The sequence below is a fragment of the Amycolatopsis methanolica 239 genome (assembly GCF_000739085.1).
GTDB lineage: Bacteria > Actinomycetota > Actinomycetes > Mycobacteriales > Pseudonocardiaceae > Amycolatopsis_E > Amycolatopsis_E methanolica.
Genome location: NZ_CP009110.1, coordinates 3,161,078 through 3,186,233, shown reverse-complemented (window position 1 = coordinate 3,186,233; position 25,156 = coordinate 3,161,078). Strand labels below are relative to the sequence as shown.

23 protein-coding genes and 3 pseudogenes are annotated in these 25,156 nt (G+C 74.3%); 9 read left to right on the top strand and 17 right to left on the bottom strand.

Features of this window, described 5'->3' with window-relative positions:
- Positions 1-2: 2 nt before the first annotated feature.
- The 5 genes and pseudogenes from AMETH_RS37975 to AMETH_RS15340 form a co-directional block, all read left to right on the top strand.
- Positions 3-239 (top strand): annotated as a pseudogene (locus AMETH_RS37975) (FAD binding domain-containing protein); the annotation flags it as partial.
- Positions 239-1,949, top strand: a pseudogene (locus tag AMETH_RS15355) (xanthine dehydrogenase family protein molybdopterin-binding subunit); the annotation flags it as partial. The pseudogenes AMETH_RS37975 and AMETH_RS15355, both read left to right, overlap by 1 nt.
- 47 nt (positions 1,950-1,996) lie before the next feature.
- Entirely contained in the window at positions 1,997-2,977 is a 981-nt protein-coding gene (locus AMETH_RS15350; protein ID WP_017988155.1) for a TetR/AcrR family transcriptional regulator, read from the top strand.
- Between the two features lie 598 nt (positions 2,978-3,575).
- Entirely contained in the window at positions 3,576-3,824 is a 249-nt protein-coding gene (locus AMETH_RS15345; protein WP_017988154.1) for a PLD nuclease N-terminal domain-containing protein, read from the top strand.
- Positions 3,821-4,135: a hypothetical protein gene (locus AMETH_RS15340; protein WP_017988153.1), complete on the top strand. Its 315-nt coding sequence runs from the start codon at positions 3,821-3,823 to the stop codon at positions 4,133-4,135. The genes AMETH_RS15345 and AMETH_RS15340 overlap by 4 nt, the downstream gene beginning before the upstream one ends.
- Before the next feature lie 53 nt (positions 4,136-4,188).
- Here AMETH_RS15340 and AMETH_RS36790 read toward each other — a convergent pair.
- The 6 genes and pseudogenes from AMETH_RS36790 to AMETH_RS15310 form a co-directional block, all read right to left on the bottom strand.
- Positions 4,189-5,068: pseudogene (locus AMETH_RS36790) on the bottom strand (universal stress protein); the annotation flags it as partial.
- Positions 5,069-5,247: 179 nt separating this feature from the next.
- On the bottom strand, positions 5,248-5,793 hold the full coding sequence (locus AMETH_RS15330) for a pyridoxamine 5'-phosphate oxidase family protein (protein ID WP_017988151.1): 546 nt from the start codon (positions 5,791-5,793) through the stop codon (positions 5,248-5,250).
- A gap of 420 nt (positions 5,794-6,213) precedes the next feature.
- Entirely contained in the window at positions 6,214-8,490 is a 2,277-nt protein-coding gene (locus AMETH_RS15325; protein ID WP_017988150.1) for a heavy metal translocating P-type ATPase, read from the bottom strand.
- The gene (locus AMETH_RS15320; protein WP_223843157.1) at positions 8,487-8,849 is read right to left on the bottom strand and encodes a hypothetical protein; all 363 of its coding nucleotides are present in this window, start codon (positions 8,847-8,849) and stop codon (positions 8,487-8,489) included. Before AMETH_RS15320 ends, AMETH_RS15325 begins: the two co-directional genes overlap by 4 nt.
- 84 nt (positions 8,850-8,933) lie before the next feature.
- A complete protein-coding gene (locus AMETH_RS15315) occupies positions 8,934-10,310 on the bottom strand; it encodes a wax ester/triacylglycerol synthase family O-acyltransferase (RefSeq protein ID WP_017988148.1) in 1,377 nt (458 codons plus the stop codon).
- Positions 10,311-10,316: 6 nt separating this feature from the next.
- Positions 10,317-11,723 carry a DUF4389 domain-containing protein gene (locus tag AMETH_RS15310; RefSeq protein WP_017988147.1) on the bottom strand — a complete coding sequence of 469 codons (1,407 nt, stop codon included), beginning with the start codon at positions 11,721-11,723 and terminating at the stop codon, positions 10,317-10,319.
- Between the two features lie 396 nt (positions 11,724-12,119).
- On the opposite strand from AMETH_RS15310, the gene AMETH_RS15300 reads away from it, so the two are divergent.
- Complete coding sequence (locus AMETH_RS15300; protein ID WP_017988146.1) at positions 12,120-12,566, top strand: universal stress protein; 447 nt, start codon at positions 12,120-12,122, stop codon at positions 12,564-12,566.
- A gap of 7 nt (positions 12,567-12,573) precedes the next feature.
- On the opposite strand, the gene ppk2 is transcribed toward AMETH_RS15300, so the two are convergent.
- The 7 genes from ppk2 to AMETH_RS15265 form a co-directional block, all read right to left on the bottom strand.
- Complete coding sequence (ppk2, locus tag AMETH_RS15295; protein ID WP_020486787.1) at positions 12,574-13,356, bottom strand: polyphosphate kinase 2; 783 nt, start codon at positions 13,354-13,356, stop codon at positions 12,574-12,576.
- Positions 13,353-14,147, bottom strand: a complete 795-nt coding sequence (locus AMETH_RS15290; protein ID WP_017988144.1) for a universal stress protein — start codon at positions 14,145-14,147, stop codon at positions 13,353-13,355. The genes ppk2 and AMETH_RS15290 overlap by 4 nt, the downstream gene beginning before the upstream one ends.
- A 49-nt stretch (positions 14,148-14,196) precedes the next feature.
- Positions 14,197-15,177, bottom strand: coding sequence for an Acg family FMN-binding oxidoreductase (locus AMETH_RS15285; protein WP_017988143.1), 981 nt, complete (start codon positions 15,175-15,177; stop codon positions 14,197-14,199).
- Positions 15,158-15,673 carry a flavodoxin domain-containing protein gene (locus tag AMETH_RS15280; protein WP_017988142.1) on the bottom strand — a complete coding sequence of 172 codons (516 nt, stop codon included), beginning with the start codon at positions 15,671-15,673 and terminating at the stop codon, positions 15,158-15,160. The genes AMETH_RS15285 and AMETH_RS15280 overlap by 20 nt, the downstream gene beginning before the upstream one ends.
- Positions 15,674-15,755: 82 nt before the next feature.
- Entirely contained in the window at positions 15,756-16,532 is a 777-nt protein-coding gene (locus tag AMETH_RS15275; RefSeq protein WP_017988141.1) for a universal stress protein, read from the bottom strand.
- The gene (locus tag AMETH_RS15270; RefSeq protein ID WP_017988140.1) at positions 16,522-16,953 is read right to left on the bottom strand and encodes a hypothetical protein; all 432 of its coding nucleotides are present in this window, start codon (positions 16,951-16,953) and stop codon (positions 16,522-16,524) included. The genes AMETH_RS15275 and AMETH_RS15270 overlap by 11 nt, the downstream gene beginning before the upstream one ends.
- 12 nt (positions 16,954-16,965) lie before the next feature.
- Positions 16,966-17,529 (bottom strand): Rv1733c family protein, encoded by a 564-nt coding sequence (locus tag AMETH_RS15265; protein ID WP_038533027.1) that lies wholly within the window; start codon positions 17,527-17,529, stop codon positions 16,966-16,968.
- Positions 17,530-17,657: 128 nt separating this feature from the next.
- On the opposite strand from AMETH_RS15265, the gene AMETH_RS15260 reads away from it, so the two are divergent.
- The 3 genes from AMETH_RS15260 to AMETH_RS15250 all read left to right on the top strand — a co-directional run bounded on the left by AMETH_RS15260 (position 17,658) and on the right by AMETH_RS15250 (position 20,089).
- Positions 17,658-18,083, top strand: a complete 426-nt coding sequence (locus tag AMETH_RS15260; RefSeq protein ID WP_017988138.1) for a CBS domain-containing protein — start codon at positions 17,658-17,660, stop codon at positions 18,081-18,083.
- 57 nt (positions 18,084-18,140) lie between these two features.
- Entirely contained in the window at positions 18,141-18,509 is a 369-nt protein-coding gene (locus tag AMETH_RS15255; RefSeq protein ID WP_017988137.1) for an STAS domain-containing protein, read from the top strand.
- Between the two features lie 137 nt (positions 18,510-18,646).
- Positions 18,647-20,089 carry a bifunctional aminoglycoside phosphotransferase/ATP-binding protein gene (locus tag AMETH_RS15250; RefSeq protein WP_017988136.1) on the top strand — a complete coding sequence of 481 codons (1,443 nt, stop codon included), beginning with the start codon at positions 18,647-18,649 and terminating at the stop codon, positions 20,087-20,089.
- A gap of 106 nt (positions 20,090-20,195) precedes the next feature.
- Here the strand turns inward: AMETH_RS15250 and AMETH_RS15245 are convergent, their stop codons facing one another.
- Genes AMETH_RS15245 through AMETH_RS15230 form a run of 4 tightly spaced genes read right to left on the bottom strand, consistent with a single transcriptional unit; the run spans position 20,196 to position 25,151 of the window.
- Complete coding sequence (locus AMETH_RS15245) at positions 20,196-21,281, bottom strand: acetate/propionate family kinase (protein ID WP_026154004.1); 1,086 nt, start codon at positions 21,279-21,281, stop codon at positions 20,196-20,198.
- 5 nt (positions 21,282-21,286) lie between these two features.
- Positions 21,287-23,668, bottom strand: coding sequence for a phosphoketolase family protein (locus AMETH_RS15240; protein WP_017988134.1), 2,382 nt, complete (start codon positions 23,666-23,668; stop codon positions 21,287-21,289).
- Positions 23,665-24,546, bottom strand: coding sequence for a universal stress protein (locus tag AMETH_RS15235; protein WP_017988133.1), 882 nt, complete (start codon positions 24,544-24,546; stop codon positions 23,665-23,667). The genes AMETH_RS15240 and AMETH_RS15235 overlap by 4 nt, the downstream gene beginning before the upstream one ends.
- Positions 24,546-25,151: a CBS domain-containing protein gene (locus AMETH_RS15230; protein ID WP_026154003.1), complete on the bottom strand. Its 606-nt coding sequence runs from the start codon at positions 25,149-25,151 to the stop codon at positions 24,546-24,548. The genes AMETH_RS15235 and AMETH_RS15230 overlap by 1 nt, the downstream gene beginning before the upstream one ends.
- Between the last annotated feature and the right edge of the window lie 5 nt (positions 25,152-25,156).

Genomic DNA, 25,156 nt, shown 5'->3' with positions numbered 1-25,156 from the left:
TGGACGGGGTCGTCGCCGACGCGCGGGTCGCGGCCGGTGGCGTGGCCACCGTGCCGTGGCGGCTCACCGCCGTCGAGGCGGCCCTGCGCGGGAAGCCGGCGACCGAGGAGTCGTTCACGGCCGCCGCCGCGCTCGCCACCGATGGCGCTCGGCCACTGTCGGAAAGCGCTTTCAAGCTGTCCCTGCTGCCGCGGACGATCGTCCGCGCCCTGCTCGAAGTCACCGAGGGGAGCCGCTGATGCCGACACGGCTGGACGCGCCGCTGAAGGTCACCGGCGGCGCGAAGTACGGGGTGGACCACAACTTCCCGGGCATGGTCTACGGCTACATCGTGGTCAGCACGATCGCGCACGGCGAGATCGAGAGCATGGACGTCACCGCCGCGAAGAGCGCGCCGGGTGTGCTCGGCGTGTACTCCCCCTTCGACCCGCGGGCGCTGAACCAGGCCACGACGCCGATGTTCGGCGAGACGTGGGTTCCGCTGCGCGACCGGCAGGTCACCTACGTCGGCCAGCCCATCGGGTTCGTCGTGGCGGAGACGTTCGAGCAGGCGCGGGCCGCCTACCGGGAACTGCCCCCGCTGACCTCGCTGGAGGACGGGCTGGCCACGGCCATCGAGGCCTCGCCCGGGCACGTGGACGCGCCGCCGACGCTCAGCGTGCTCGAAGACGCCGTCGAGTCCATCAAGGACGCGATCGCCGCCGGCCCGGTGGTCGTCGACGCGACCTACCGCACCGCGTCGCAGAACCACACCCCGATGGAGCCGCACTCGGCCGTCGCGGTGTGGGCCGACGACACGCTCACCGTCTACAGTGGAAACCAGGGCGCCCACCTGCAGGCCATGGCGCTGGCGATGGCGCTGGGGCTGGACCCGGCAGCGGTGCGGGCGGTGAACCGTTCGTGGGTGGCGCGTTCGGCGGCAAGGGCCGCACCACGGCGCCCGCGTTCCTCGCGGCCGCCGCGTCCCGCGCGCTGGGCAGGCCGGTGAAGGCGTCGCTGCCCCGCGAGCAGGTGTTCACGGTGACGGCGGGCCGCGCGGCGACCGTGCAGCGGATCACCTGGGCGCGGAACGGGACGGCACGCTGGTCGCGCTGCGGCACGACTCGTGGTGCAGCACACGGACACCGCGCGCTCGTTCATCGAGCCGACCTCGCACGGCACCTCCCGCGAATGGTACTCGACGCGCAACCTGCAGATCAGCCAGCGGATCGTCCCGCTGAACCTGCCGCCGATCACATTCATGCGCGCGCCAGGCGAGGCGCCCGGCTCGTTCGCGCTGGAGAGCGCGATCGACGAGCTGGCCGACGCGCTCGGCATGGACCCGATCGAGCTACGGCAGCGGAACAACTCGCTCGCCCCGCCCGGCAAGGACCTGCAGTGGTCGAGCAAGCACCTCGACGAGTGCTTCCGCATCGGCGCGCAGCGGTTCGGGTGGGCCGACCGCAGGCCGGGCGGCCGCACCGACGGGGACTGGCTGGTCGGCATGGGCATGGCCGTGCGATGTTCCCCGCGCTCCGGTTCCCCGCGTCGGTCGGGATCACGCTCAACGCGGACGACACCGCGGACATCGCGACCAGCGGCGCGGACCCGGGCACCGGAATGCTGACCGTGCTGTCCCTGGTGGACGCCGAATCGCTGGACATCCCGGCCGGCCGGATCACCCCGCGCTTCTCGGCGACTCGGCCCTGCCGCCCGGCGGGATGTCCGGCGGGTCCACCGCCACGGCGAGCGCGGGCACGGCGATCATGGCGGGCGCCGCGCAGGTGATCGACGAACTGCTCGCGCTGGCCTCGGCTCCCGGGGCGCCGTTCGCCGGTGAGGAGGTCACCTACGCCGACGGCCGCGTCCACGGCGGCGGCCGGTCGATGACCTTCGGCGAGGTGCTGCGCGCGGTGGGCAGGCCGAACCTCACCGCGGTCGGGTTGTCGGCGCCGGGCGAGGAGCTGACGGCAGCACTGCCGCGGCCCTGTACCGGCACTTCCCGAACAAGTACGCGTTGTTCGCCGAGTGCGCGGACGTCATGGTCGACGGTCTCCTCGCCGCGCTGGACGAGGTGCCGGACGGCGCGCCCCTGGCCGACGTGCTCGCAGCGGCGACCCGCGTCACCGTCGCCCACCGCGCGTCCGGCGGCCTCTACCGGTGGGAGTCCCGCTACCTCGACCGCGCGGACCGGCGGGTGCTGCGGGGCAAGTTCGCGCGCGTCGTCGAGCGGGTGGCGGAGGCGGTGCGGCGCGAGCACCCGCGGCCCGGCGAGCACCTGCGGGCCGTGGCGGCGCTCGGCGCGATCGGGTCCATCACGATGCACCACACGTCGATCGCCCAGCGGCGGCTGGAGGACGAGCTGCAGAGCTGCGCGCTGCGCGTGGCGGCGGCCGACCCGGAGGCGAGCACCGCGCACGCGGTCGAACTCCCCGCGCAGCCCGTGGCGCGGACCCGGCGTTCGGAGATCCTCGCGGCCGCCGTGCCGCTGTTCGAACGGGACGGGTTCGCTGCCGTCACCAACGGCCGGATCGCCGAGGCCGTCGGACTGGTTCCGTCCGCGCTGTACCGCTACTTCACCGGCAAGGCCGACATCCTGGCGGCGGCGTGCCTGCAGGCGGCGGCGCTCCTGACCCAGGCGGTGGACCACAACCTGCGCGGGGTGACGGACCCGCGTGACGCGCTCGCCGCGCTGACGGCCACCTACGTGGCATACAGCTTCGAGTACAACGCGCTCACCACCGTCGCGAACGCCGAGATCGTCGGGCTGCCGGACAACCTGCGGCGGCCGCTGGTCGCCGCGCAGCGCGATCACATCGCGGTGTGGGAGCAGCACCTGCGGGCGGTGCGGCCGGACCTGGACTCGCGTCTGGCGCGGGTGCTGGTGCACGCCGGTTTCGGCGTGGTGGTCGAGTTCGGGCGCCGCTTGCGGTGGGAGGACAGCCCCGCGCACCGCTCCACCGTGTCGGCGCTGGTGCTGAGCGCGCTGGGCGGCTGATCCTGGGCGCCTGGACGGTCTCTGAGCACCGGCGCGACCGGGCGGGGCGTGTGCAGGACGACCGGGAGCTGCGCAACCGAACGCGCGGCCCTGACCTGGCCCGGGGTGGCGCCGAACGCCCTGGCCACAGCCAGCGACCGCCGCGCTTCGAGGGACCAGGCGATGATCAGCGTGCTCACGAACGCCAGCACGACCAGCGCGACGTTGACGGCCACGACCGTGGGGCGGGCCCGCCGCGCGGTCCTCGGCGCCGCAGGCATTGCCACGGTCGGCATCGCGCTCGGCCCTGGCGTTGCGGGCGCAGCCGCCAAAGGTCCACGACCTGGGCGGCACGACTTTGGCCAACGTCCGCGCAGGCTGTTCGAATGCCCGCCGCGGGCGTCCGTCAGGCCGTCGAAGAACTCCCCGGTCCGGCTCTCACGGAGAACTGCCCGTCGTGCACGTGCAGCTCACCCTCGGACAACAGCCTCACCGCGGCAGTCTGCCAGCAGCCGGGCACGTGCTGACCAAGGTCCTCGCCGCGAGTGCCTTACGTCCGTTTCCCGCGGCGGCACCGCCCGCACACCCTGGGACCGGAGAGCCGACGAGGAGGAACCCCATGCGACACACCCACCGGCACTGGCACGAACTGAGCCGGACCGAACAGGGAGCCATCGTGGCGGCGGCGGCCCTGCAGGTGGCCATGGCAGCCGACGCGTGGTGGGACCTGTCCCGCCGCCCGGCCGACTCGGTGCGCGGCCCCAAAGGCGCCTGGGCGCTGGCGATCGCCGTGAACTTCCTCGGCCCGCTGGCCTACCGGCGCTTCGGCCGCAAGCCGGTCGTCGAGCCGGAACCGGCGCACCCGTGAAGCGCCGCGCCCGGATCGCCGGGCTGGTCCTGGTCACCGCTCTGCTCGTCGCCTCGTGCGCGGCCGGGCCGAACGACGCCGCGGCGGGCACGCCCGACCCGGCCGGGTTCTGGCTCGGCCTGTGGCACGGGATCATCTGCCCGATCGCGTTCATCGTCTCGCTGTTCGACGACGGCGTCGGCATCTACGAGGTGCACAACAACGGCAACTGGTACAACTTCGGCTTCGTCCTCGGCATCGCCCTGATGAGCTCGATCTTCAGCCGCCCCGCCGTCACCGCGCCCGCCCGGCGGCGACGGCGGAAGTCCTGACCGTTGTGGGATCTCTCGTGCCCCCACGGGATTCTCGTCCAGCGGTCGTCGCCGGGAGAGACGACCATCACCGGGCACTGGGCGTGGTGGAGGAGCGCCTGGCTGGTCGGACCGAGCAACAGCCCGCCGAACCCGCCGCGCCCACGGCTGCCGACCACGACCAGCTGGGCATTGGCGCTCCAGTCGAGCAGCTGGTGCCGGGGCCGGTCCCGCGCCACGACCCGCTCGACCTTCACGTCCGGGTGCCGCTCCTGCCCCGCCGCTCAGCTGCTCGGCCAGCAGCCGCTGCTCGTCCTGCTCGATCTCGTCCCAGTCCACCGCCAGCGGCAGGGTCCCGTAGTAGCCGGTGAACCGGTCGTCGCTCCACGCGTGCACCGCGATCAGCGGCGCGCCCCGCCAGGACGCCTCCTCGAACGCCGTGTCCAGCGCCCACGCGCTGTTGGCGCTGCCGTCCACGCCGACGACCACCGGTCCGTCCTCGGTATCCCGGCCGCGGACGACCACGACGGAGCAGTGGGCGTGGGCCGAGACTCCGAGCGTCGTCGAACCGGCGAGCATACCGGTGAAGCCTCCGGCGCCGGAGCTGCCGAGGACGATCATCCGGGCGCCGCGGGACCGGGACACCAGCAGGGGCGCGGCCGGCTCGTCCGGCATCTCCGAGGTGATCGTGACTTCGTCGCCGGCGACCTCACGGGCGGTCCGCACCGCCTCCGCCAGCGTTCTCTCGACTGCCCGCACCAGCTCGTCGTAGGCGTTCTGCAGCACCGGCATCCCGGCCCCGTAGAACCCGGCGAGCGGGGCGAACGCGTACACGACGTGCAAGGGCGCGTGGCGGCGCCGCGCGTTCGCGGCGGCCCACCGCAATGCCCGGAGGGAATGATCGGAACCGTCGATCCCGGCGACGATCGCGTCCTGCGCGCTGCTCATGGTCATGCCGACGAACCGAGGGAGACGAGCCGCCCGCGGGCAGCAGGCCATGGTCACCGGCCGGAGGGACTTCCGGCCCTGCGGTTGGGCCGCGCGCTCGTCCAATGTGTACTTCTTCGCCACCGCAGGCTTCTGGAGCCCCCTTCGCTAGCGGCGCAACGACCTTGGTCCGCGCACTGTGGACGTCAACGCGCCGTCGAGCATGAATCTCCGGATGCGCCGAGTGTGGTGGTCCCGGTCTCGGGCGATGCGCGGACTCCCGGGACGGCGGGGCTTTCGTTGGGCGTGGGCGCGCTTCCCTCGTTTCCAGACGGGCTGCACGGCAGGAGTTCGCCGTCGAGGGCGAAGCCGGTGACGAGTTCCGGCTCGATCCGGATCACCTCGGTCATCTCGCCCGCCACCCACGGGCTCGGCAACGTCCGGAACTGGGTCAGCTCTCGATCGCCGACGCGGCGCGCGTACCCGACCGCGATCACACTCCACCCGATCCGGTCACCTTCGTGGATGAGGTCGGCCTCGTAGGCGACCACGGTGCCGATCGCGGACAGCAGCGCCGCGCCGGGGTGGGTCCGGACGATGACGCAGCCGTCGTGGAGCACGTGGTTCACCGGCCGGACGGTGGGCAGCGCCCGATGGGTGAACACGACACGGCCGACACTCACACTGCCCAGCAGGTTCAACGACTCGGCGCGGCCCAGTTCACGCCCAGCCCTCGGCGGAGTCGGATCCATCACCTCGTCATCGTCGCCCCGGCTCCGCGCGCCGGACAGGGTCGAAGGTCCCCAGATCGATCATCAGAGCGACAAGTGACCAAGGTCCCTGCCGGAGGTCGGGGGTCCCCGGCCGGCGAGCCCGCCGCGCCGCTGGCCACGCGTTGTCGCAAGTGGACCACCGCCCTGGCCCCCTGGTCCGAGCGGGCAGGCACAAGGGCCTGCGGTCCGACAGCAGGATCGCACAAGGGCACCGGGGCGGCAGGAAGGGCCGTTGGTCGCCGCCGCGCGTGGCATCCCGGCCCTGCCCCGCCACGCCGCGCCGCCCGCTGGCGCACGTCGTCACGCCACCCAGCACCCGGTCCGCCACCTGAGGAACCAACCATCGAGCAGGCCGCGCGCGCGGCACCCTTTCCGTTGCGGGTGGGGAAATACCCGCTCCTACTGCCTTGTCGTGCCGTCCCCGGTGGAATCGGCGGCCAGCGAGAAGTACGCCTCCTCCTCTTGAGCGAAGTGGAGGGTGAGCACGGCGTCCAGACCGTAGAGGGTGGCGCGCAGGTCGTCGATCTGGTCGGGGCGCAGCCCGTCCGGCGCCTCGGCGAGGTGGCGTCCCAGGCGGCGGGTCAGGCGGGTGATCTCGGCGTGTCCCCGGCTCATCGGCACGGTGCTCTCGGCGCCGAGCATCCCGGCCAGCGCCGGGTAGAGCTGTGTCTCCTCGGCGAGTTCGTGCGGCAGCAGCCGGTCCACGAGCATCCGGTGGGCGCGCCGCACCGCGGCTTCGGTCTCGGGGCCGGTCCCCCGCGTCAGCGCGTCCGCGGCCTGCCGGACCGCGGCGCGCGCCGGAAGCAGTTCCTCGTGCTCGTGCGCGAATCGGTGCAGCAGGACGTCGGTGGCAGGCTCCGGCTTGGGCCGCTGCCACCACACGACCCGCAGCGCGTTCAGGATCACCACGACGTCGATGGCCTCCTGCACCACGGCCCCGGCGACCGGGACCAGCAACCCGAACCCGGCGGCGACCATCGCGAGCGCCGACAGCACGGTGCCGGCCGCCGCGCTCTGGACGGCCAGCCGGCGCGCCCGGCGCGCGATCTCCACCGACTCCGCCAGCCGGTCGATACGGTCGTCCAGGATCACCGCGTCGGCGGCCTGCGCCGCCGCGGTGGAACCCCGCGAGCCGAGCGCGATGCCGACGTCGGCCGCGGCGAGGGCCGGTGCGTCGTTGAGGCCGTCGCCGACCATCACGGTCACCCCGGGGCCACGCCGCACGCGGGCGATCTTGTCCGCCGGGCCGGCCCCGGCGACGACCTCGTCCAGGCCCAGCTGCTCACCCACCTCACGCGCGTTGTCGACGCGATCGCCGGTCAGCAGCACCACGTAGCCGAGCCCGATGCCGCGCAGCCGGCGCAGCGTCCGCGGCGCGTCCGGCCGGATCCGGTCGCGGACCAGCAGCGCCGCCAGCAGCCGGTCGTCCCGCACCACCCAGATCACGGTGGCCAGGTCGAGCCTGCCGCGGCGGGCGGCGGCCATCGCCCACTCCGGCAGCGAGTCGTCCGGTGGCTTGCCCACGCGGACGATGTTGTCGCCGACCCGGCCGGAGGCACCGCGGCCGGGCTCTTCCGTGACCTGTTCGGCGTGGGCGGGCTCGACACCGGCGGCCCGCGCGGCCCGGAGCACCGCGCCGGCCAGCACGTGCGGCGAGTCCTGCTCCACGCCGGCCGCCAGCGCCAGCGCCCCGGCGGGGGTGCTGCCCGGCGCGCACACGATGTCCAGGACCTGCGGGGCGCCCTCGGTGATGGTGCCGGTCTTGTCCAGCAACAGCGTCCGGGCGCGGCCGAGCAGTTCCAGGGCCGCGCCGCCCTTGACGACGACGCCGGCGCGGGACGCGCTGGACATCCCGCCGGTGATCGCGATCGGGACCGCGAGGAGCAGCGGGCAGGGCGTCGCGGTGACCAGCACGGCCACGGCGCGGTCCGGATCGCCCGAGGCGATCCACGCGACGGCGGCGATGAGCAGCGCCGCGGGCAGGAACCAGACGGCGATGCGGTCGGCGAGCCGGGCGACCGGCGCGGACGACGCCGCGGCCTGCCTGGCCAGCCGGACGACGCCGGCGTAGGTGCTCTGCTCGGCGCTCGACCGCGCCGTCAGGTCGGTCGCCGCGCCCGCGTTCACCACGCCGCTGCGCACGGCCTCCCCGGCGGGCCGCGCGACCGGGACCGCTTCCCCGGTGAGCGCCGATTCGTCGAAGACACCCGGTTCGCGCAGTTCCCCGTCCACCGGAACGATCTCCCCCGGCCGCACCACCACGCGGTCGCCGGGGCGGACCTCGTCCACGGCAACGGTGCTGAGCCGCCCGTCGCGGCGCAGGCGCGCCAGTCGCGGACTGCGCCGCAGCAGCGCCGACAGGTCGCGCCCGGCGCGGGCCCGCGCTGCCGACTCCAGGACCCGGCCGGTGGCGACCATGACGGCGATGACGGCCCCGGCCAGGTACTCGCCGACCGCGAGCGTGCCGGCCAGCGCGAGAACGGCGAGCACGTCGGCGCCCCAGCGGCGGGCCCGCAGGTCCGCCGCTACCCAGGCCAGCGTGGGCACCAGGGCGACCGCAGTGGCGCCGCCCCACAGCCCGTCCCCGACGCGCGGAGCGTCCAGCAGCCAGGCCAGTCCGCCGCCGGCCAGCAGCGCGGCGACCGCGCCGAGCAGCAGCGGTTCGCGCCGCGTCACGGGTACCGGTGGGTCGTCGGGGCGGTGCCGCGGACGATCGCCGCCCCCGCGACGCCGCTCAGGGTCACCGTGATCGACAACCCGATGGCCAGGTTGAGGATCGCGGTGGCGAGGCGGGCGCCCAGCGCCGCCGACAGCCCGAGCGGGATCACCACCGCGATGGCGGTCAGCAGGACCATGATCCACCCGAATAACGCGCGGGCCCGCGGGGTGGTGAGGAGCAGCAGGTGCAGCAGCGCGGTCGCGGCCAGGGCGGCCGCGGCGGAGGCCAGGGCGGCCACGCAGGCGCTCGCCACGCCTCCGGCCCACAGCCGTCCCCCGAGCACCCGTGACCTGGCTCCGGTTCCGGGTTCGTCCATGTCCGCCTCCGAGGGGATTCACATGCCGGTGCCCGGCGCCTCCCAGCGAACCGCGTGCGCCCGGCCCCGCGACGCGGCCGAGCGTCACCGATCGACTGGACCAAAGTCCCTGCCGCGGGAGCCCGCGAGCGCGTCCAGCGCGTGCGCGGCGCCGCGGGCGAACACCTCGACGTCCGGGCAGGCGTCCGCGTCGCCCACGACCGTGATCGCCAGCTGCCCCGCGTAGGACAGCGCGCCGAGGCCGAGGGTGACGTTGCCGATCAGCGGCACGATCGGGAACAACTCCAGCACGCGCGCACCCGCGAAGTGGAGGGGCTCCGGCGGGCCCGGCACGTTCGCGGCGTAGACGTTCGCCCACCGTTGCCGGTCCATCCGGCGCATGACCGCCCGCTGCAACGCGCTGACGCGGAAGAGCGCGCCACCGCCCGCGGAACGCTTGTGCTTCTTGCGCTTCGCCGTCTCGGCGGCGATCATCTCGAGCCGCCGCACCGGATCGGCCACCCCGACCGGAAACGGCACCAGCATCATGCCGTCGAAGTTGCCGCGGAGCCGGTCCCGCGGCTCCCGGTGCAGGGACACCGGCACGTAGGCGCGAAGCACCAGTGCGTCCACCGGCTCGCCCCGGGCGCACAGGAGTTCACGCAGCGCGCCGGACATCGCCGCCATCAGCACGTCGTTGACCTTCGCGCCGTGCGCGGCCGCGATCCGCTTCGCGAGCGGCAGGTCGCCGCGGACGAGCGCGAACCGCCGCCCCGGCCCGATCGGCGTGTTCAGGCTCGTCCGCGGCGCCCGTCCCTCCGCGGCGAACTCCCGGAACGCCGGCCATGCTTGGCGCACCGCGGAGACCGATTCCGGCAGGCGGGCCAGCGCGGACACGCCCCGGCGCACCTCCCGCCACCGGCGCCGCGCGTTGTCCGCCAGCAATTGCGGCACCGTCGGTTCCGGCTCAGCCTCCGGCCAGGGCGGAGCGAGGGCGCGCACCTCGGGCCCGGGGTCGAAGAACGCACCGAGCAGCGCGACCGCGGCGACCCCGTCGGCGATCGTGTGGTGGAGCCGGACGAACAGCCCGGTGCGGCCGCCCGCCAGCCCGGTCAGCACCCACATCTCCCACAGCGGACGGGACCGGTCCAGCCGGCGCCGCCGGATCCGCTCGACCACGCCCAGGAGCTGCTCGTCGTCACCCGGAGCGGGCACCTCGGCCGCCCGCACGTGGTCATCGACGTCCACTGTGGACGCATCCGTCCAGTACGGCGCGCCCAGCCCGAACCGCGGCACCCGCAGGACCTGCCGCATCCGGCGGACCAGCGGGAGACGCGTCCCGACGACCTCGCGTGCCAGGTCGAGGGAGAAGTGCCCCGCCGTCCGGTTCCCGTCCAGGACCGCCAGCACACCGATGTCCTCCGGCCAGCCGAAGTCGTCCGGCCACAGCATGCCGAGATCGAGCGGGGACAGTCGCTCCATGTCGCGTCAGGACTCCGGCTGCGCGCCGACGGGACGCTGCGCGGCCCGGTGCACCGGCACCGCGATCAGGGCCACACCGCCGGCCAGCAGCACCAGGCCGACCCCGATCACGATCCAGGCGATCTCGTCGAGGGCGGGCACCGTCGCGCCGATCTCGGTCACCACGTTCACCCCGGGTGAGCCGTCGGCGTTCATCACCACGACCGTCCAGTCGCCGCTGCGCATCGGCCACACCACCGTCTGGGTTCCGCCGCCGCTCGCCTGCGCCGTCCAGATGCCCGCGGTTTCCGGCGCCGGCAGGGTGCGGTTGCCCTGGTGCACGACGTACCGGTCGCTGGACCAGTCGGTCACCGTGGCGTACTGGGCGCCCGCGAGGAACCCCGCCGCGGCGGCGGACGGCGCGACGCCGATGAACACCGGGGTCGCCGGATCGGCCGCGGTCGCCCGCACCCGCACGTCACCGACGAGGCGCTGGATGCCGCTCCAGTCGGTGGCCGTGCCGGCCAGCTCGATGTCCTTCGTCGCGATGGCGTAGCCGGTGGCGCTGAGGCTGTTCGACGCCGACAGGTAGCCGTCGGCGTCCCGCTCCGCGCGGTCCGCCCACAGCAGCGTGCTGCCGCCGGTGAGCAGGCCCATGGCGGTGAGCGCGAGCACCGCGCCCGCGACCACGGACGTGATCTTGCCGCCGGTCCAGCGGTGGTTCGCCGGCTGCCAGTGCTCGGGCGAGGACGGCTCGGTGACCGGCCCCGCCGGGTCGTGCGCGCCCACGTCGAGGCGGAACGGCGGGTAGGCGTCGGTCATGAGCGCGGCGTACGCGGCGACCCGCAGCACCCAGCGGTCCATCCCGAGCACGAAGTCGAAGACCGGCTTCGGGTAGCGGCCGGTGAACAGCAGCACGATCGCGGCCACCAGCACCAGGATGCCGACCAGGCCGCCCGCCGCCCAGGTGAACCCGCGGTCGTCGGTGTACCCGAGCAGCCAGGTGCCGCCGCCGACGAACAACCCGACGATGATGTAGTGCGGGATGGCCAGCAGCCACCACTTCACCAGCACGAGCCCACGGGACAGCCGCTCCGGGTAGTCGATCTCCAGCCGCGCCGGGTAGGCGGGCACGTCGGCGAGCGTGAACGGCGGGTAGGCGTCCGTGCCGAGCGCGCTGTAGGAGTAGAACTGCACCCGCCACGACCAGCGCAGCACGCCGACGTTGAAGTCGAAGATCGCGCGGGGGTAGCGGCCGGTCACCAGGATCGCGAAGAACGCGGCCACGGTGAGCACGAAGAATCCGAGCCACAGGAACGAAAGCACCACCAGGTGCGGGATGACCAGCAGCCACTTCACCAGCCACAGCCACCGGGACAGCCCGGTGGCGAGGTTCCCCTCGACCCGGACCGGGTAGGTCATGCGGACGTCCATCGGACACCTCCGGCAGAAGAATCGGTCGAAAGCCCACGCTGCGCGCGAGGGTGGCGTGGTCACCAGGCACGAAGGTCCCGGGTCCGGGGGCATTCCGGCCCCGCCGGGCGGCGGTCAGGACCAGGCGCGACGCAGCAGGACCCGCCGCTCGGCGCAGGCGATCGCGCTCCCGGTCGCCGGTGCCCCGGTCGGCCGTGAACGCAATGCCAGCCCCGCTCGGTAGGCGACCCGCGGGAACAGCGAGGCCCAGCGGTCGGTGAGCCGCAGTCCTCCTCGGTCGCCGCCGCGGGGACGGCGGGGAGGGGCCGGAAGTCCCCGCCGGCCGGTCCGTTCTGCCCTGCCGGAGCGCCGCCCCCACACGCGACGCTGGCCGCAGCCTGACAGGGAGGAAGTCCGATGAGCGAATCCCGCACGATCGTGGTCGGCGTGGACGGTTCGGCGCAGAGCCGCGCCGCCCTGCGGTGGGCGCTGGCGGAGGCGCGGCCGGGGGACCGGGTGCGCGCGATGCTGGTGCGCGTCCGCGACGAACTGCTGCCGGGCACGTCCTACGCCATCCAGCCGCACGGGCGGATCCCCGTCGGCGACGACAGCGCCTACACCGGCCTGCTGCACTCGACGGTCCAGGAGACCCGTGAACCGGGGGCGCCGGAGGTGGAGGAGGTCGTCCTCAGCGGCGACCCGGCCACCGAGCTGAACAAGGCCTCCGCCGACGCCGACCTGCTCGTGGTCGGCTCGCACGGCGCGCGGCCGCTGACCGAACTGCTGGTGGGCAGCGTCGCGACCCAGGTGGTCCGGCACGCCCACTGCCCGGTCGTCGTCATGACGGCCCACGCCGCGCAGTAGCGGGCGCTCACAGCGTGCTCGCGTGGTCCGGGACGTAGCTGCCCGGGTTCGACGGCGGCCGCACGTAGTTCGACGGCGGCCGCGGCGGGACCTCCAGCGCGGGCGGCGGCACCTCCATGTACGGGATGCTGGTGACGAGGTGATGGATCATGTTGATCCGGGCCGCGCGCTTGTCGTCGCTGTCCACCAGGTGCCACGGCGCTTCCGCGATGTCGGTGTGGACGAGCATGTCGTCCTTGGCGCGCGAGTAGTCGTCCCACCGGGTCAGCGAGTCCAGGTCAACCGGGGACAGCTTCCACCGGCGCATCGGGTCGTCCAGCCGGGCGCGGATGCGGCGCTCCTGTTCGTCCTGGCTCACCGAGAACCAGTACTTGCGCAGCAGCATGCCGTCCTCGGAGAGCATCCGCTCGAAGATCGGGCACTGCCGCAGGAACAGCTGGTACTGGGAGGTCGTGCAGAACCCCATGACCCGTTCCACGCCCGCGCGGTTGTACCAGCTGCGGTCCATCAGCACGATCTCCCCGGCCGCGGGCAGCTGCGCGACGTAGCGCTGGAAGTACCACTCGCCGCGCTCCCGCTCGTCCGGCCGGGGCAGGGCGACGATGCGCGCCACCCGCGGGTTGAGGTACTCGGTGACCCGCTTGACGGTGCTGCCCTTGCCCGCGCCGTCCCGGCCCTCGAAGATCACCACGAGCCGCCTGCGCTCGGCGCGGACCCACTCCTGGATCTTCACCAGCTCGCCCTGCAGCCGCACCAGCTCGCGCCGGTAGGCGTCCCTGCGCAGGCTCACCGGACGACCGCCACCGGGCACGGGCCGTGGTGCAGCAGCGCCTGGCTCGTCGAACCCAGCCCCACACCGCCGAAATCGGCGCGCCCGCGCGAGCCCACCACGATGAGCTGGGCGTCCGGGCCTGCCGTGAGCAGCCCGCGCACCGGACGGTCGCGCACCACCACCGGGCGCAGGTCCACGTCCGGGTACTTCTCCCGCCACCCGGCGAGCCGCTCGGCCAGCAGGCGGCGCTCGTCCTCGGCGACGGCGCCGTAGTCGGCGTCGATCGGCAGCACCGACCAGGTCTCCCCCATCGTCATGTCGGTCCAGGTGTGCACCGCGAGCAGCGGCACGCGGCGCAGGTTCGCTTCGTCGAGCGCGAACGCCAGTGCCGCGTCACCGCCCGGCGAGGCGTCGATCCCGGCGGCCACGGGAGCGTCCTCCGGTGGGGCGCCGCGCACCACGACGACCGGACAGTGCGCGTACGCCGCGAGCGCGCCCGCCACGGACCCGAGCAGCATGCCGGGGAACCCGCCGAGCCCGTGCGAGCCCAGCACCACCACCGACGCGGTGGCCGATTCCTCGATCAGGCGTTCCGCGGGGTGGCCGGTTCGCGTCCCGCTCCGGATCTCCACGCCCGGAACCGCCGCCGCGTCCTCGGCCGCGGCGAGGCAGTCCGCGTTCTCCCCGACGTGGATCAGCCGCAACGGCCGCTTCCGCAACGCGGCGTCCCGCGCCGCCCAGCGCACCGCGTCCAGCGCCCGTGCCGATCCGTCGACACAGGCGAGCACCGCCTTCTGTTCACGCGCCATGCTCCGACTCTCGCGTCCCGGGCCCGGTGCCGGCCAGGGCCGGGCGGCCTCACCCGGGGAGCCCTTCGGCCCTTCCGGACTCGCCGACCACTGTGGTCACCTCATCCGCGGGCCGCCGCGGCGCGCCCGGCGTGGTGAAGCCGAAACCCAGGCGCAGCAACGTGTGCGGCTCGCCCTCGGGCCGGAACAGCGCGGCCAGCTCGGCGCGCGGACCGGGCACGTCGAACGGCTGGGACAGGAACGAGGCGCTCAGCCCGTGCACCGTCGCCGTGAGCAGGACCCGCTCGACCGCGAACCCGGCCCTGGTGTCCTGCCCCGGGTGGCGGGTGGTCACGACCCCGAGCAGGGGCTGCTGCTCGTATTCACGCGCCGGTAGGTCCCGGCTGCCCTCGAACTCGCGCAACGCCAGCGCGGGCACCGGGCTGGCCGGCGGTCCCGCCGCGGTCGCCGGAACCCCGGAGGTCTCCCCGCGGGGACGCCCGGTCCACCGGCGGGCTTCGCCGAGGTAGCGCTCGTCGGTCTCCTGCAGGCGTTCCGCGCGCCGCACCAGCGCGGCGACGGCGTCGTACCGGGCGCCGCGGTCGAGCAGGTGCAGCTCCGCCCCGCCGCCCCGGGCCGCGGCGATGAGAGCCGAGCGAGCGCGCTCGGGCACCGGCCGGTCCTGGAACGGCCTGCGGTTGGTGTGACGCGCGTGCACGGCGGCCGCCAGGCGGCGTTCCGCCTCGGTGGGCTCGCGCCTGCCCAGCACCTCCACGGTGACCAGCCGCCGCGGCCCGGGCAGGAACCGCACCGACACCCGGCGTCCCTCGCCCCGCAGGGCGGCCACCAGGTTGAACGCGGCCGCGCCGCAGGCGAGCCTGGCCTGCCGCGCGCCGGGATCGCTCACCGGGAGCACCCGCTCGGGATCGAGCAGGACGTCGACGCGGGACCCGCGGACCTCGAACCGCCACGGCTGCGTGTTGTGCAGCGAAGGCGCTTTCACCGCGGCGGCCAGCGCGCGGGCGAACCCGTCAGCCATCGGCGCGGTCACCGAGGGACTCCCCCCACGAACGGGCGCGCTCGAGCTCGCCAGGGTGCAGGTCACCGGCCTCCTTGCCGGTCACGAAGAAGCTCTCCGGGGCCGCGCTCACCCGGTAACCCTTGCGACGCAGGCGCTTCGCCGCCGCACGGGCGGCGGATCCGGTCAGCCACGCCGGTTTGTCGATCCGCGTGTCGAAGGTGACGGCCCGCGTCCCCGGCGACGCGGTGGCCAGTCCCTCCAGCCACTCCCGCAGCCCGCGCTTGCGCGAGTGCAGGGGCCGCTCCCCCGCCTGCTGCGCGGCCGCGTCGCGGGTCCGCTTGCCGGTGAGCCCGTGCACGTGGGTCGGGCCGCCCGCCACGACCAGGTCGACACCCGCCAGATCGTCGGGCGCGTCGTCGACGTTGAGCACGTCCACGTGCATCCGGCCGGACAGTCCTTTCGCGACCGACCGCGCGACCTCCTCGGTGCTGCCGAACATCGACTCGTAGACGACCAGTGCTCGCATGGCCTCCTCCTTCCCGTTCCCCCAACCCTGCGACCGGACCGGTGCGTCCGGACAGGTGCGAAGGTCCTCGAAAGCGGGGACCTCAGGACCCGCCCGGCGGCACGACCACGACCGGGCAGCCCGCCCGCTGCGCCAGCACTCGCCCGGTCGAACCCAGCACCAGACCGCCCACCCCGCCGCGGCCACGGCTGCCGACCACCACCAGCTGCGCCCGCCGGCTGAGCTCCAGGAGGTGGTGCCGCGGGCGGTCCCGCCGCACGATCCGGTGCAAGACCACGTCGGGGTACCGCTCCTGCCAGCCGGCCAGCCGCTCGGCGATCGTGCGGTGCTCGTCGCCCGCGGCGCGCTCCCACTCCAGGCGAAGCCGGTCACCCGGGGCGGTCACGTACTCCGCGTCGCTGCGAGTGTGCAGCGCGATGAGCGGCACGCCCCGGTACGCGGCCTCCTGGAACGCCACGGCGATCGCCCGGCCGGCCGCCCCGGAACCGTCGATCCCGGCGACTACCGGTCCCGAGGGCGCCGCACGGCCCCGCACCACGACCACCGGGCAGGCGCTGCGGGCGGCGAGTGCCAGCGCCGGCGACCGCAGGTACCGGTCGGCCGTGCGCGCCCGCGCCGAGGGGCCGAACACCAGGAACGCGGCGGTCGCCGACAACGCGAGCAGCGTGTCGGCCGGTGGTCCGGGCAGCCGCTCCACCCGGAACGCGGTGCCGTCGGCCAGGCGCACGTCCAGGTCCGCGTCACCGGCGTGCACGAGGCGAAGCGGAAGGTGGCGGCTCGCCGCCAGATCCGCGGCCCACTGCGCGCCGCACCACGACCCGGGCGAGGCGCTGACGCCGGCGACGACCTCACCGGTCACGCCCGCGCCCGAAGTCCCGCAGCCCGGCCACCAGCAACACCAGCCCGGCCAGCACGCACACCGGCTGCAGGACGTTGAACGTCCGGACGATGCCGACCTCGACGGCGATCCACCCGATCAGCACCGTACCCGCGACGACGGCGGCCGGGCTCGTGCGCGGGTCCCGCCGCGCGGCGAACCAGGTGACCACGGTCATCGGCACGGCGATCAGCACCCCGAGGCTGATGCCGGCGAACACCGTACTGTGGAAGGGAAGCCGCGCGGTCACCGTGGCGTCGAGATCGACCGCGCCGATCACGAGGCCCACCGCGCCTGCCCACGCGGTGACGGCGATCAGCGCGGTCAGCGACGCCAGCCACGGCCTGCGCCGCGCCAGGCGCTCGTCGCGGCGCCACCCCAGCCGGTCCCCGAGCCTGTCCATGCCTCCCCTTCCTCAGAACGGCGTGTGCCTGCTGTCGAACCGGTCCCACGCGCCCGACCAGTCGTCCCGCCTGCGCCGGTCGAGCACCCGGCGGTAGAGCCAGAAACCCAGACCGCACAGGGCCATCACGGCCGCCCAGCTCAGCGCGCCGGTCGTCACCCCGTTCACGACCGCGGTCTCCGCGGTCACCGGGGGCGCCGCGGGTTCACCGTTCTCGTCGATCCAGATGGGCGCCGCGTCGCCGGCGACCGCGCCACGCGGGGCGGTGACCTCGCCGGTCGCGGTACCGCCGGCGGGAAGCGGCCATTCCGCCTCGACGCGGGCGGTGCCACTCTCCGGGTAGCCCGCGGGCGGGGGCGCGTCGGCGAGCAGCGTCGCGGTCACCGCGGTGCGGGTGTCCTGCTCGCTTACCGCCAGCCGCTCCTGCCACTGGTGCACGCGATCGCCCAGCAGGGCCGCGAACGGCGCCGTGAGCACCACGACCGTGACGGCCACGAGCAGCGCCAGCCGTTCGCGGCGATCGGAATCCCGCGTCAGCGGGTTGCCGCGCAGGCGCGGCGGTCGCCAAGTCTCCACCGGATCCTCCTCGTGTCGCCTGACCACCAGGGTCGTCACCGGCGGGCGCGCGGCGAAGGGCCGTTGGTCTCCGCTGTCGCGGCCCTACGTCCCTTCCCGCGCCGCCGCGGCCGGCCGAGGATCGGGGCATGCGGATACCGGAACTGATGAGCTCGCCGGTCGTCGGCGTCACCGCCGGGGCGACCCTGGAGGAGGCGGCCGCGCTGATGCTCGAGCGCGGCTACACCACGCTGCCGGTGCTGACCACGGCCGGCGAACTCGTCGGCCTGGTCACCGAGGGCGACCTCGCGGCCGCCCGGTACGCCCCGGCGCTGCGGGGCCGGACCGGACCGGACGGCGGTGCGATGCTCGGCGTCGACGCGATCACGGTCCGGTCGGTGATGCGGGTCGCGGCGCTGGCCGTGCCTGCCGACGCGGACGTCGCGGAGGTGGCGACCCGTCTGGTCGATGCGCACCAGCGCTGCCTGCCGGTGGTCGACCACGGCAAGGTGGTCGGCATCGTCAGCTGGCGCGACCTGCTGACGCACCTGCTGAACGCACGGGCCGTGCGGTGAAAACCGGCGCCGGCGCACTGGTGCTGCCCGCACGCCGTTTGCCAGGCTGGTGCGGTGATGGCTGAGCAAGGTGCTCCCCGGGGCGGGCCGGGGCGCGACCAGCTGCGCGTCGGCGTTGACGTCCTGGACCGCGAGCTCGTGGTGCGCGTCGCGGGCGATGTCGACCTGGACAGCGCCACGCACCTGGAGCAGGCCCTGACCGAGTCGGCCGAGCGGCTGCCGCCGCTGCTGGTCGTCGACCTGACCGGCGTGGCGTACTTCGGCTCCGCCGGGATGCGGGTGCTGGTCCGGTTGGAGCAGCGCTGCGGCGCCACGCGCGTCCGGGTGGTCGCCTCCGACCAGCGGGTGCTGCGGCCGATGGAGATCACCGGGCTCACCGAGGTGCTCGACGTCCGGCCCACCCTGGCCGACGCGCTGCGCTGCTGACGGTCCTGCTCGCGCCCTTCGTCCACTGAGGACGCTCGTCAGGGCACGACGGCCCCGCGGTGCAAGGGACTTCGAGCCGCTCGGCTTGGGACTTCCTGCCCTTCCCGCCGCCGATCACCGGCGGCGAGCCTGGAGGCATGCCGGAGACCGGGATCGACGTCCGCGAGACCCACATCGGGGCGGTGTTCCTCGTGGGCGACCGCGCCTACAAGCTCAAGAAGCCGGTGGACCTCGGGTTCGTCGACTTCACCGACCGCGCCACGCGGGAACGGGTGTGCCACCGGGAGGTCGAGCTCAACCGGCGCCTGTCGCCGGACGTGTACCTCGGCGTGGCCGACCTGCACGGCCCGGACCACCGGGTGTGCGAGCACCTGGTGGTGATGCGTCGCATGCCTGAGGACCGCAGGCTGTCGACCCTGGTCCGGGCGGGGGCGCCGCTGGCACACACGGTTCGCGTGCTCGCCCGGACCGTGGCGCGCTTCCACGCCGCCGCCGAACGCGGGCCGCGCATCAGCGAGCAGGGCTCGCGGGCGGCGATCCGGCGCCGCTGGGAGGACAGCTTCGCGCAGGTCCGCCCGTTCCACGGCGTCGCGCTGCACCCGGAGACCGCCGACGAGATCGAGCGGCTGACCCGCGAGTTCCTCGACGGGCGGGACGCGTTGTTCGAGCGGCGGCTGGGCGACGGGCGCGTCGTGGACGGTCACGGCGACCTGCTCGCCGACGACATCTTCTGCCTCGACGACGGACCGCGCGTGCTGGACTGCCTGGAGTTCGACGACCGGCTGCGCTGGGTCGACGGCCTCGACGACGTCGCCTTCCTCGCCATGGACCTCGAACGACTCGGCGCGGCCGGGCTCGCCAGGCAGCTCCTCGACGACTACGCCGAGTTCTCCGGCGACCCCGCTCCCCCGGCGCTGCGCCACCACTACACCGCCTACCGCGCGTTCGTGCGCGTCAAGGTCGCCTGCCTCCGGTTCGCTCAGGGCGACGACAGCGCAGCCGTACTCGCCCGGGCCTACGCCGAGATCGCGCTGCGCCACCTGCGGCTCGGCAGGCCGCGGATGATCCTCGTCGGCGGGCTGCCCGCGTCCGGCAAGTCCACCCTGGCCGGAGCGGTCGCCGACCGGCTGGGCGCCACGGTCCTGCGTAGCGACCGCATCCGCAAGGAACTGGCCGGCGTCACCCCGGAGGACAGCGCGGCCGCGGGGTACCGCGAAGGCCTCTACGGCCCGGAGACGACGAAACGGACCTACGACGAGATGCTGCACCGCGCCGGCGAACTGCTCGCGCTCGGCGAGAGCGTGGTGCTGGACGCCTCCTGGTCCGAGGCGCACCACCGCCTCGCCGCGGCGAAGGCCGCCGAGCGCGCGGGCAGCCCGCTGACGCAGCTCCGCTGCTGGGCGCCGGAAACGGTCACCGCCCACCGGCTGGCCACCCGGACCGGCTCGATCTCGGACGCGACGCCGGCAATCCTGCAGCACATGGCGACGGACGTGCACCCCTGGCCGGAGGCGCACACGGTGCTGACGGCGGGCACCACCGAGGATTCGCTCGCGCAGGCGCTGGCCTACCTGGCCTGAACACCCACCTCGGCCGGCGCGGCGCAGGTGGCCGGACGGGCCGGCAGCCCGCGATTTCAGCTTCACTCCCGGGCACCCAGGACCGGCTGGCCACCTCCGCAATGGCCTACCCGGACCGAACACCCACCAGGGCCAGCGCGCCCCGGCGCAGCTCGAGGTCCTCGCGCGCCGTCACCACCAGCACCGCCGGGCCGTCGCCGGTCCTCACCACCCGGTCGCCGCTCCCGCCGGGCAGGGCGGCACGCAGGCCGAGGACCCCGCACCCGGCGAGGATTTCCCCGACCACGCCGGGCTGGTGTTCGGCCACGCCGCCGGTGAACACGACCGCGTCGAGCCGGTCCAGGCTCATCGCCGCCGCGCCGATCTCCCGCCGCAGCCGGTGCACGTACACCGCCAGCGCCTCGCGGGCATCGTGGTCCCCCTGATCCCGCGCCGCGAGCACGTCCCGCAGGTCGCCCGATGTGCCCGTCATCCCGGCCAGCCCGGACTCGCGGTGGAGCACGTGCGCCAGCCGCGGCACGGTGACCTCGCCGGCTTCCAGCACGTGCAGCAGCAACCCGGGATCCACCGATCCGGACCGGGTCGCCATCGCCGCGCCCTCCAGTGCCGTGAACCCCATCGAGGTGTCGACGCTCGCGCCGCCGCGGATCGCGGTGACCGACACGCCGGCCCCGATGTGCGCGACCACCAGCCTCAGCTCGTCTTCGGCGCGGCCGAGCAGTTCCGCGGCCCGGCGCAGCGCGTGACGGCACGACAGCCCGTGGAAACCGTAGCGGCGCAACCGGTTCTGGCTCGTCCACGCCCGCGGCAGCGGGTAACGCGCGGCGGCCGCCGGCAGTCCGGTGTGGAAGGACGTGTCGAAGCAGCCCACCACCGGCGTGCCCGGCAGCAGCCCGCGCACCACCCGGGCGACGTCGACCGACAACGGCTGGTGCAACGGCGCCAGCGGGCTCAGCCGTTCCAGTTCGCGCAACACCGCGTCGTCGAGCACGACCGGCCCCGGCCGGGACCCGCCGTGCACGAACCGGACCGCCACGCAGCCGGGCGGCCCCCACTCCGCCAGCGCCTCGGACACGGCCCGCTCGTCGGCGCGAGCGTCCGCCGCCTGCCACGTGCGCGTGTCCACCAGGTCGCCGTCGTGCAGGGCAGCCTTCAGCGACGACGACCCGGGGTTGAGGGTCAGCACCCGCATCGCGCTCACCGGGTCCAGCGCCACTCGCGGACCTCCGGCAGGTCCTCGCCGTGCTCGCGGATCCACCGGCGGTGCCGGGCGCGCGCGTCGGCCATCGCCTGCCGGGTCGTGCCCGCCGTCCGCAACAGCCCGGGCACCCGGTCGATCACGTCGATCACCAGCTGGAACCGGTCCATGTCGTTGAGCACCAGCATGTCGAACGGCGTCGTGGTGGTGCCGCGCTCCGTGTAGCCCCGCACGTGCAGCCCCGCGTGGTTGGCGCGGCGGTAGGCCAGCCGGTGGATCAGCCACGGGTAGCCGTGGTAGGCGAAGATCACCGGCCGGTCCCGGGTGAACAACGCGTCGAACTCGCGGTCGGTCATGCCGTGCGGGTGTTCGGTGTCCGGTTGCAGCCGCATCAGGTCGACCACGTTCACCACCCGCACCGCCAGCTCCGGCAGGTGCTCCCGCAGCAGGGTGACCGCGGCCAGCACCTCCAGCGTCGGGGCGTCTCCCGCGCAGGCCAGCACCACGTCGGGCTCGTGGCCGGGGTGGGTGCCCGCCCACTCCCAGATCCCGGCGCCGCGGGCGCAGTGCAGCGCCGCCTGCTCGGCGTCGAGCCAGTCCGGGCTGTCGTTCTTGCCGGCCACGATGACGTTGACGTAGTCCCGGCTGCGCAGGCAGTGGTCGGCGACGGTCAGCAGCGTGTTCGTGTCCGGCGGCACGTACACCCGCACGACCTCGCTGCTCTTGTTGGCCACGTGGTCGATGAAGCCGGGGTCCTGGTGCGAGAAGCCGTTGTGGTCCTGCCGCCACACGTGGGAGGTGAGCAGGTAGTTCAGTGAGGCCACCGGTCGCCGCCACGGGATGTCCCGCGAGCTGCGCAGCCACTTGATGTGCTGGTTGACCATCGAGTCGACGATGTGCACGAACGCCTCGTAGCAGGAGAACAGCCCGTGCCGCCCACTGAGCAGGTAGCCCTCCAGCCAACCCTGGCACAGGTGCTCCGACAGCACCTCCAGCACCCGGCCGTCGCGGGACAGGTGCTCGTCGACCGGCTCGATCGCCGCCTGCCAGCCCTTGCCGGTGGCCTGGTACACCGCATCGAGCCGGTTGGAGGCCGTCTCGTCCGGGCCGAACAGCCGGAAGTTGCGCCTGCCCGCGCTGCGCTCGGCCACTTCCCGTAGGTAGCGGCCCAGCACGCGGGTCGGTTCATGCACGGTCGTGCCCGGTTCGGCGACCCGTGGCGCGTGGTCACGTGGATCGGGCAGGTCGAGCGGCCGCAGCAGCGCGCCGCCGTTGGCGTGCGGGTTGGCGCCCATGCGACGGCCGCCGGACGGGATCAGCGCGGTCACCTCCGGTGCGGGGCGCCCGTCGGCGTCGAACAGCTCCTCCGGCCGGTAGGACCGCAGCCAGCGCTCCAGCGCCACCAGGTGGTCCGGGTTCTCCCGCACCGCGGGCAGCGGCACCTGGTGCGCGCGCCACGTGCCTTCGACCGGCACACCGTCCACTTCGGCCGGACCGGTCCAGCCTTTCGGGCTGCGCAGCAGGATCACCGGCCACCGCGGCCGCCCCGTCGCGGCGCCGGACCGCGCCGCGGCCTGGATGTCCCGGATCCCGGCGACGACGTCGTCGAGCGTCGCGGCCATCGCCTGGTGCATGGCCTCGGGGTCGGAGCCTTCGACGTGGTAGGGCCGGTAGCCGTAACCCCGCAGCAGTTCGTCCAGCTCCTCGCGCGGGATCCGGGACAGGACCGTCGGGTTGGCGATCTTGTAGCCGTTGAGGTGCAGGACCGGCAGCACCGCGCCGTCGTGCACCGGGTCGAGGAACTTGTTGGCGTGCCAGCTCGCGGCCAGTGGCCCCGTCTCGGCCTCGCCGTCGCCGATCACGCACGCGACCAGCAGGTCCGGGTTGTCGAACGCGGCGCCGAACGCGTGCGCCAGCGAGTAGCCCAGTTCGCCGCCCTCGTGGATCGAGCCGGGCACCACCGGGGCGACGTGGCTGGGCACCCCGCCGGGGAACGAGAACTCGCGGAACAGCGTCCGCATGCCCACCGCGTCCCGCGTGACGTCCGGCGTCAGCTCGGGGTAGCTGCCCTCCAGCCAGGTGTGCGCCAGCAGCGCAGGCCCGCCGTGGCCCGGCCCGGTAACGAAGATCGCGTCCAGGTCGTGCGCCACGATGGCCCGGTTGAGGTGGGCGTAGACGAAGGTCAGGCCGGGCGAGGTGCCCCAGTGGCCGAGCAGCCGCGGCTTGACGTGCCCCGGCACCAGCGGCTCGCGCAGCAGCGGGTTGTCCATCAGGTAGATCTGGCCAGCCGCGAGGTAGTTCGCGGCGCGCCACTGGCAGTCCACCTGGGACAGTTCCCGGCCGGTCAGTGCGGTGCGCGCCGGCGCCTCGGCGGTGCTCATGAGCCGGCCTGCGGGCGGACGACCATCACCGGGCACTGCGCGTGGTGGATCAGCGCCTGGCTGGTCGAGCCCAGCAGCAGGCCGCTGAACCCGCCCCGGCCGCGGCTGCCCACGACGACCAGCTGGGCCTGCGCGCTCCAGCTCAGCAGCTGGTGCCGCGGCCGGTCCCGCGCGACGACCCGCTCCACGACCACGTCCGGGTACTTCTCCTGCCACCCGGCGAGACGCTCGGCCAGCAGCCGCCGCTCGTCGGCGGCGATCTCCTCCCAGTCCAGCGCGACCGGCACCATCGACGGGTGGCCGCCGGAGTCCACATCGGACCACACGTGCACCGCCACCAGCCCGGCGCCTCGCCAGGACGCCTCCTCGAACGCGGCCGCGAGCGCGCGCTCGCCGACCGGGCTGCCGTCGACGCCGACGACCACCGGGCCGTCCGCGTTCTCGCGCCCGCGGACGACCACCACGGGGCACCACGCGTGCGCGGCTACCTCGACGGTCGTCGAGCCGACCAGCATCCCGGTGAACCCCCCGGTCCCGGAACAGCCGAGGACGACGGTCCTGGCGGCGCGGGAGGCTTCGATCAGGGCCGGCGCTCCGGCCTCGGTCGGCCGGTCGGTGGTGATCGTCAGGTCCGGGCCGCCCGCCTCGCGGGCGGTCCGGACGGCGTCGGCGACCAGGTCGTCAGCCGTCTTGACCAGCTCGTCGTGGGCCTGCTGCAGGACCGCGAGCCCGGCGCCGTCGAAGCCGGTGATCGGCGCGAAACCGTGGACGATGTGCAGGGATTCCTGGCGCTGCCGGGCCGCCTGCGCGGCCCAGCGCAGGGCACGCGTGGCCTCCTCGGAGCCGTCCACGCCCACGACGACCGCGTTGCCGTGCATCAGATCCCTCCCCGGTGCGCGGCCACCGCGCGGGCGCTGACGACACCGGGCACAGCCTCGGCCAGCACGGTCGCCACGTGGCGGTCGGTTTCGTCGTCTAACTCGTCGGCGATGTGCACGACGCCGTCGCGCACCTCCACGTGCCAGCGGCCGGGGCCGCCGTAGATGCTCAGGTGCCTGCGCACGTCGCCGGCGATCTCGCTGTCGCTGCGGGCGAAGACCCGCACGATGTCGCCACGCGTGACGATGCCGACGACCTGGGCGCCCTCGGCGATGGGCATGGCGCGGATCCGGGCGTCCAGCAGGGCGCGGCTGAGCGTGGCCAGGTCGGTGCCAGGGGACATCGCGGTGGCCGGGCTGGTCATCACCTCGCCCACGGTGGCGCCCAGCGCGCGGTCCGTCCGCTCCTCGCGGGTCCGCGGGTCCCGTGGCAGCCGGCCTGCGACCAGGTCGGCCTCGGTGACGATGCCGATCAGCCGTTCGTCGTCGTCCACGACCGGCAGGGCGGTGAACCCGTGGGACGACAGGATCCGCGCCGCCTCCTTCACCGAGGTCCGCGGCGTCACGGTGGTGACGGGCCGGCTCATGATGTCGTGTGCTCGCATGTGTC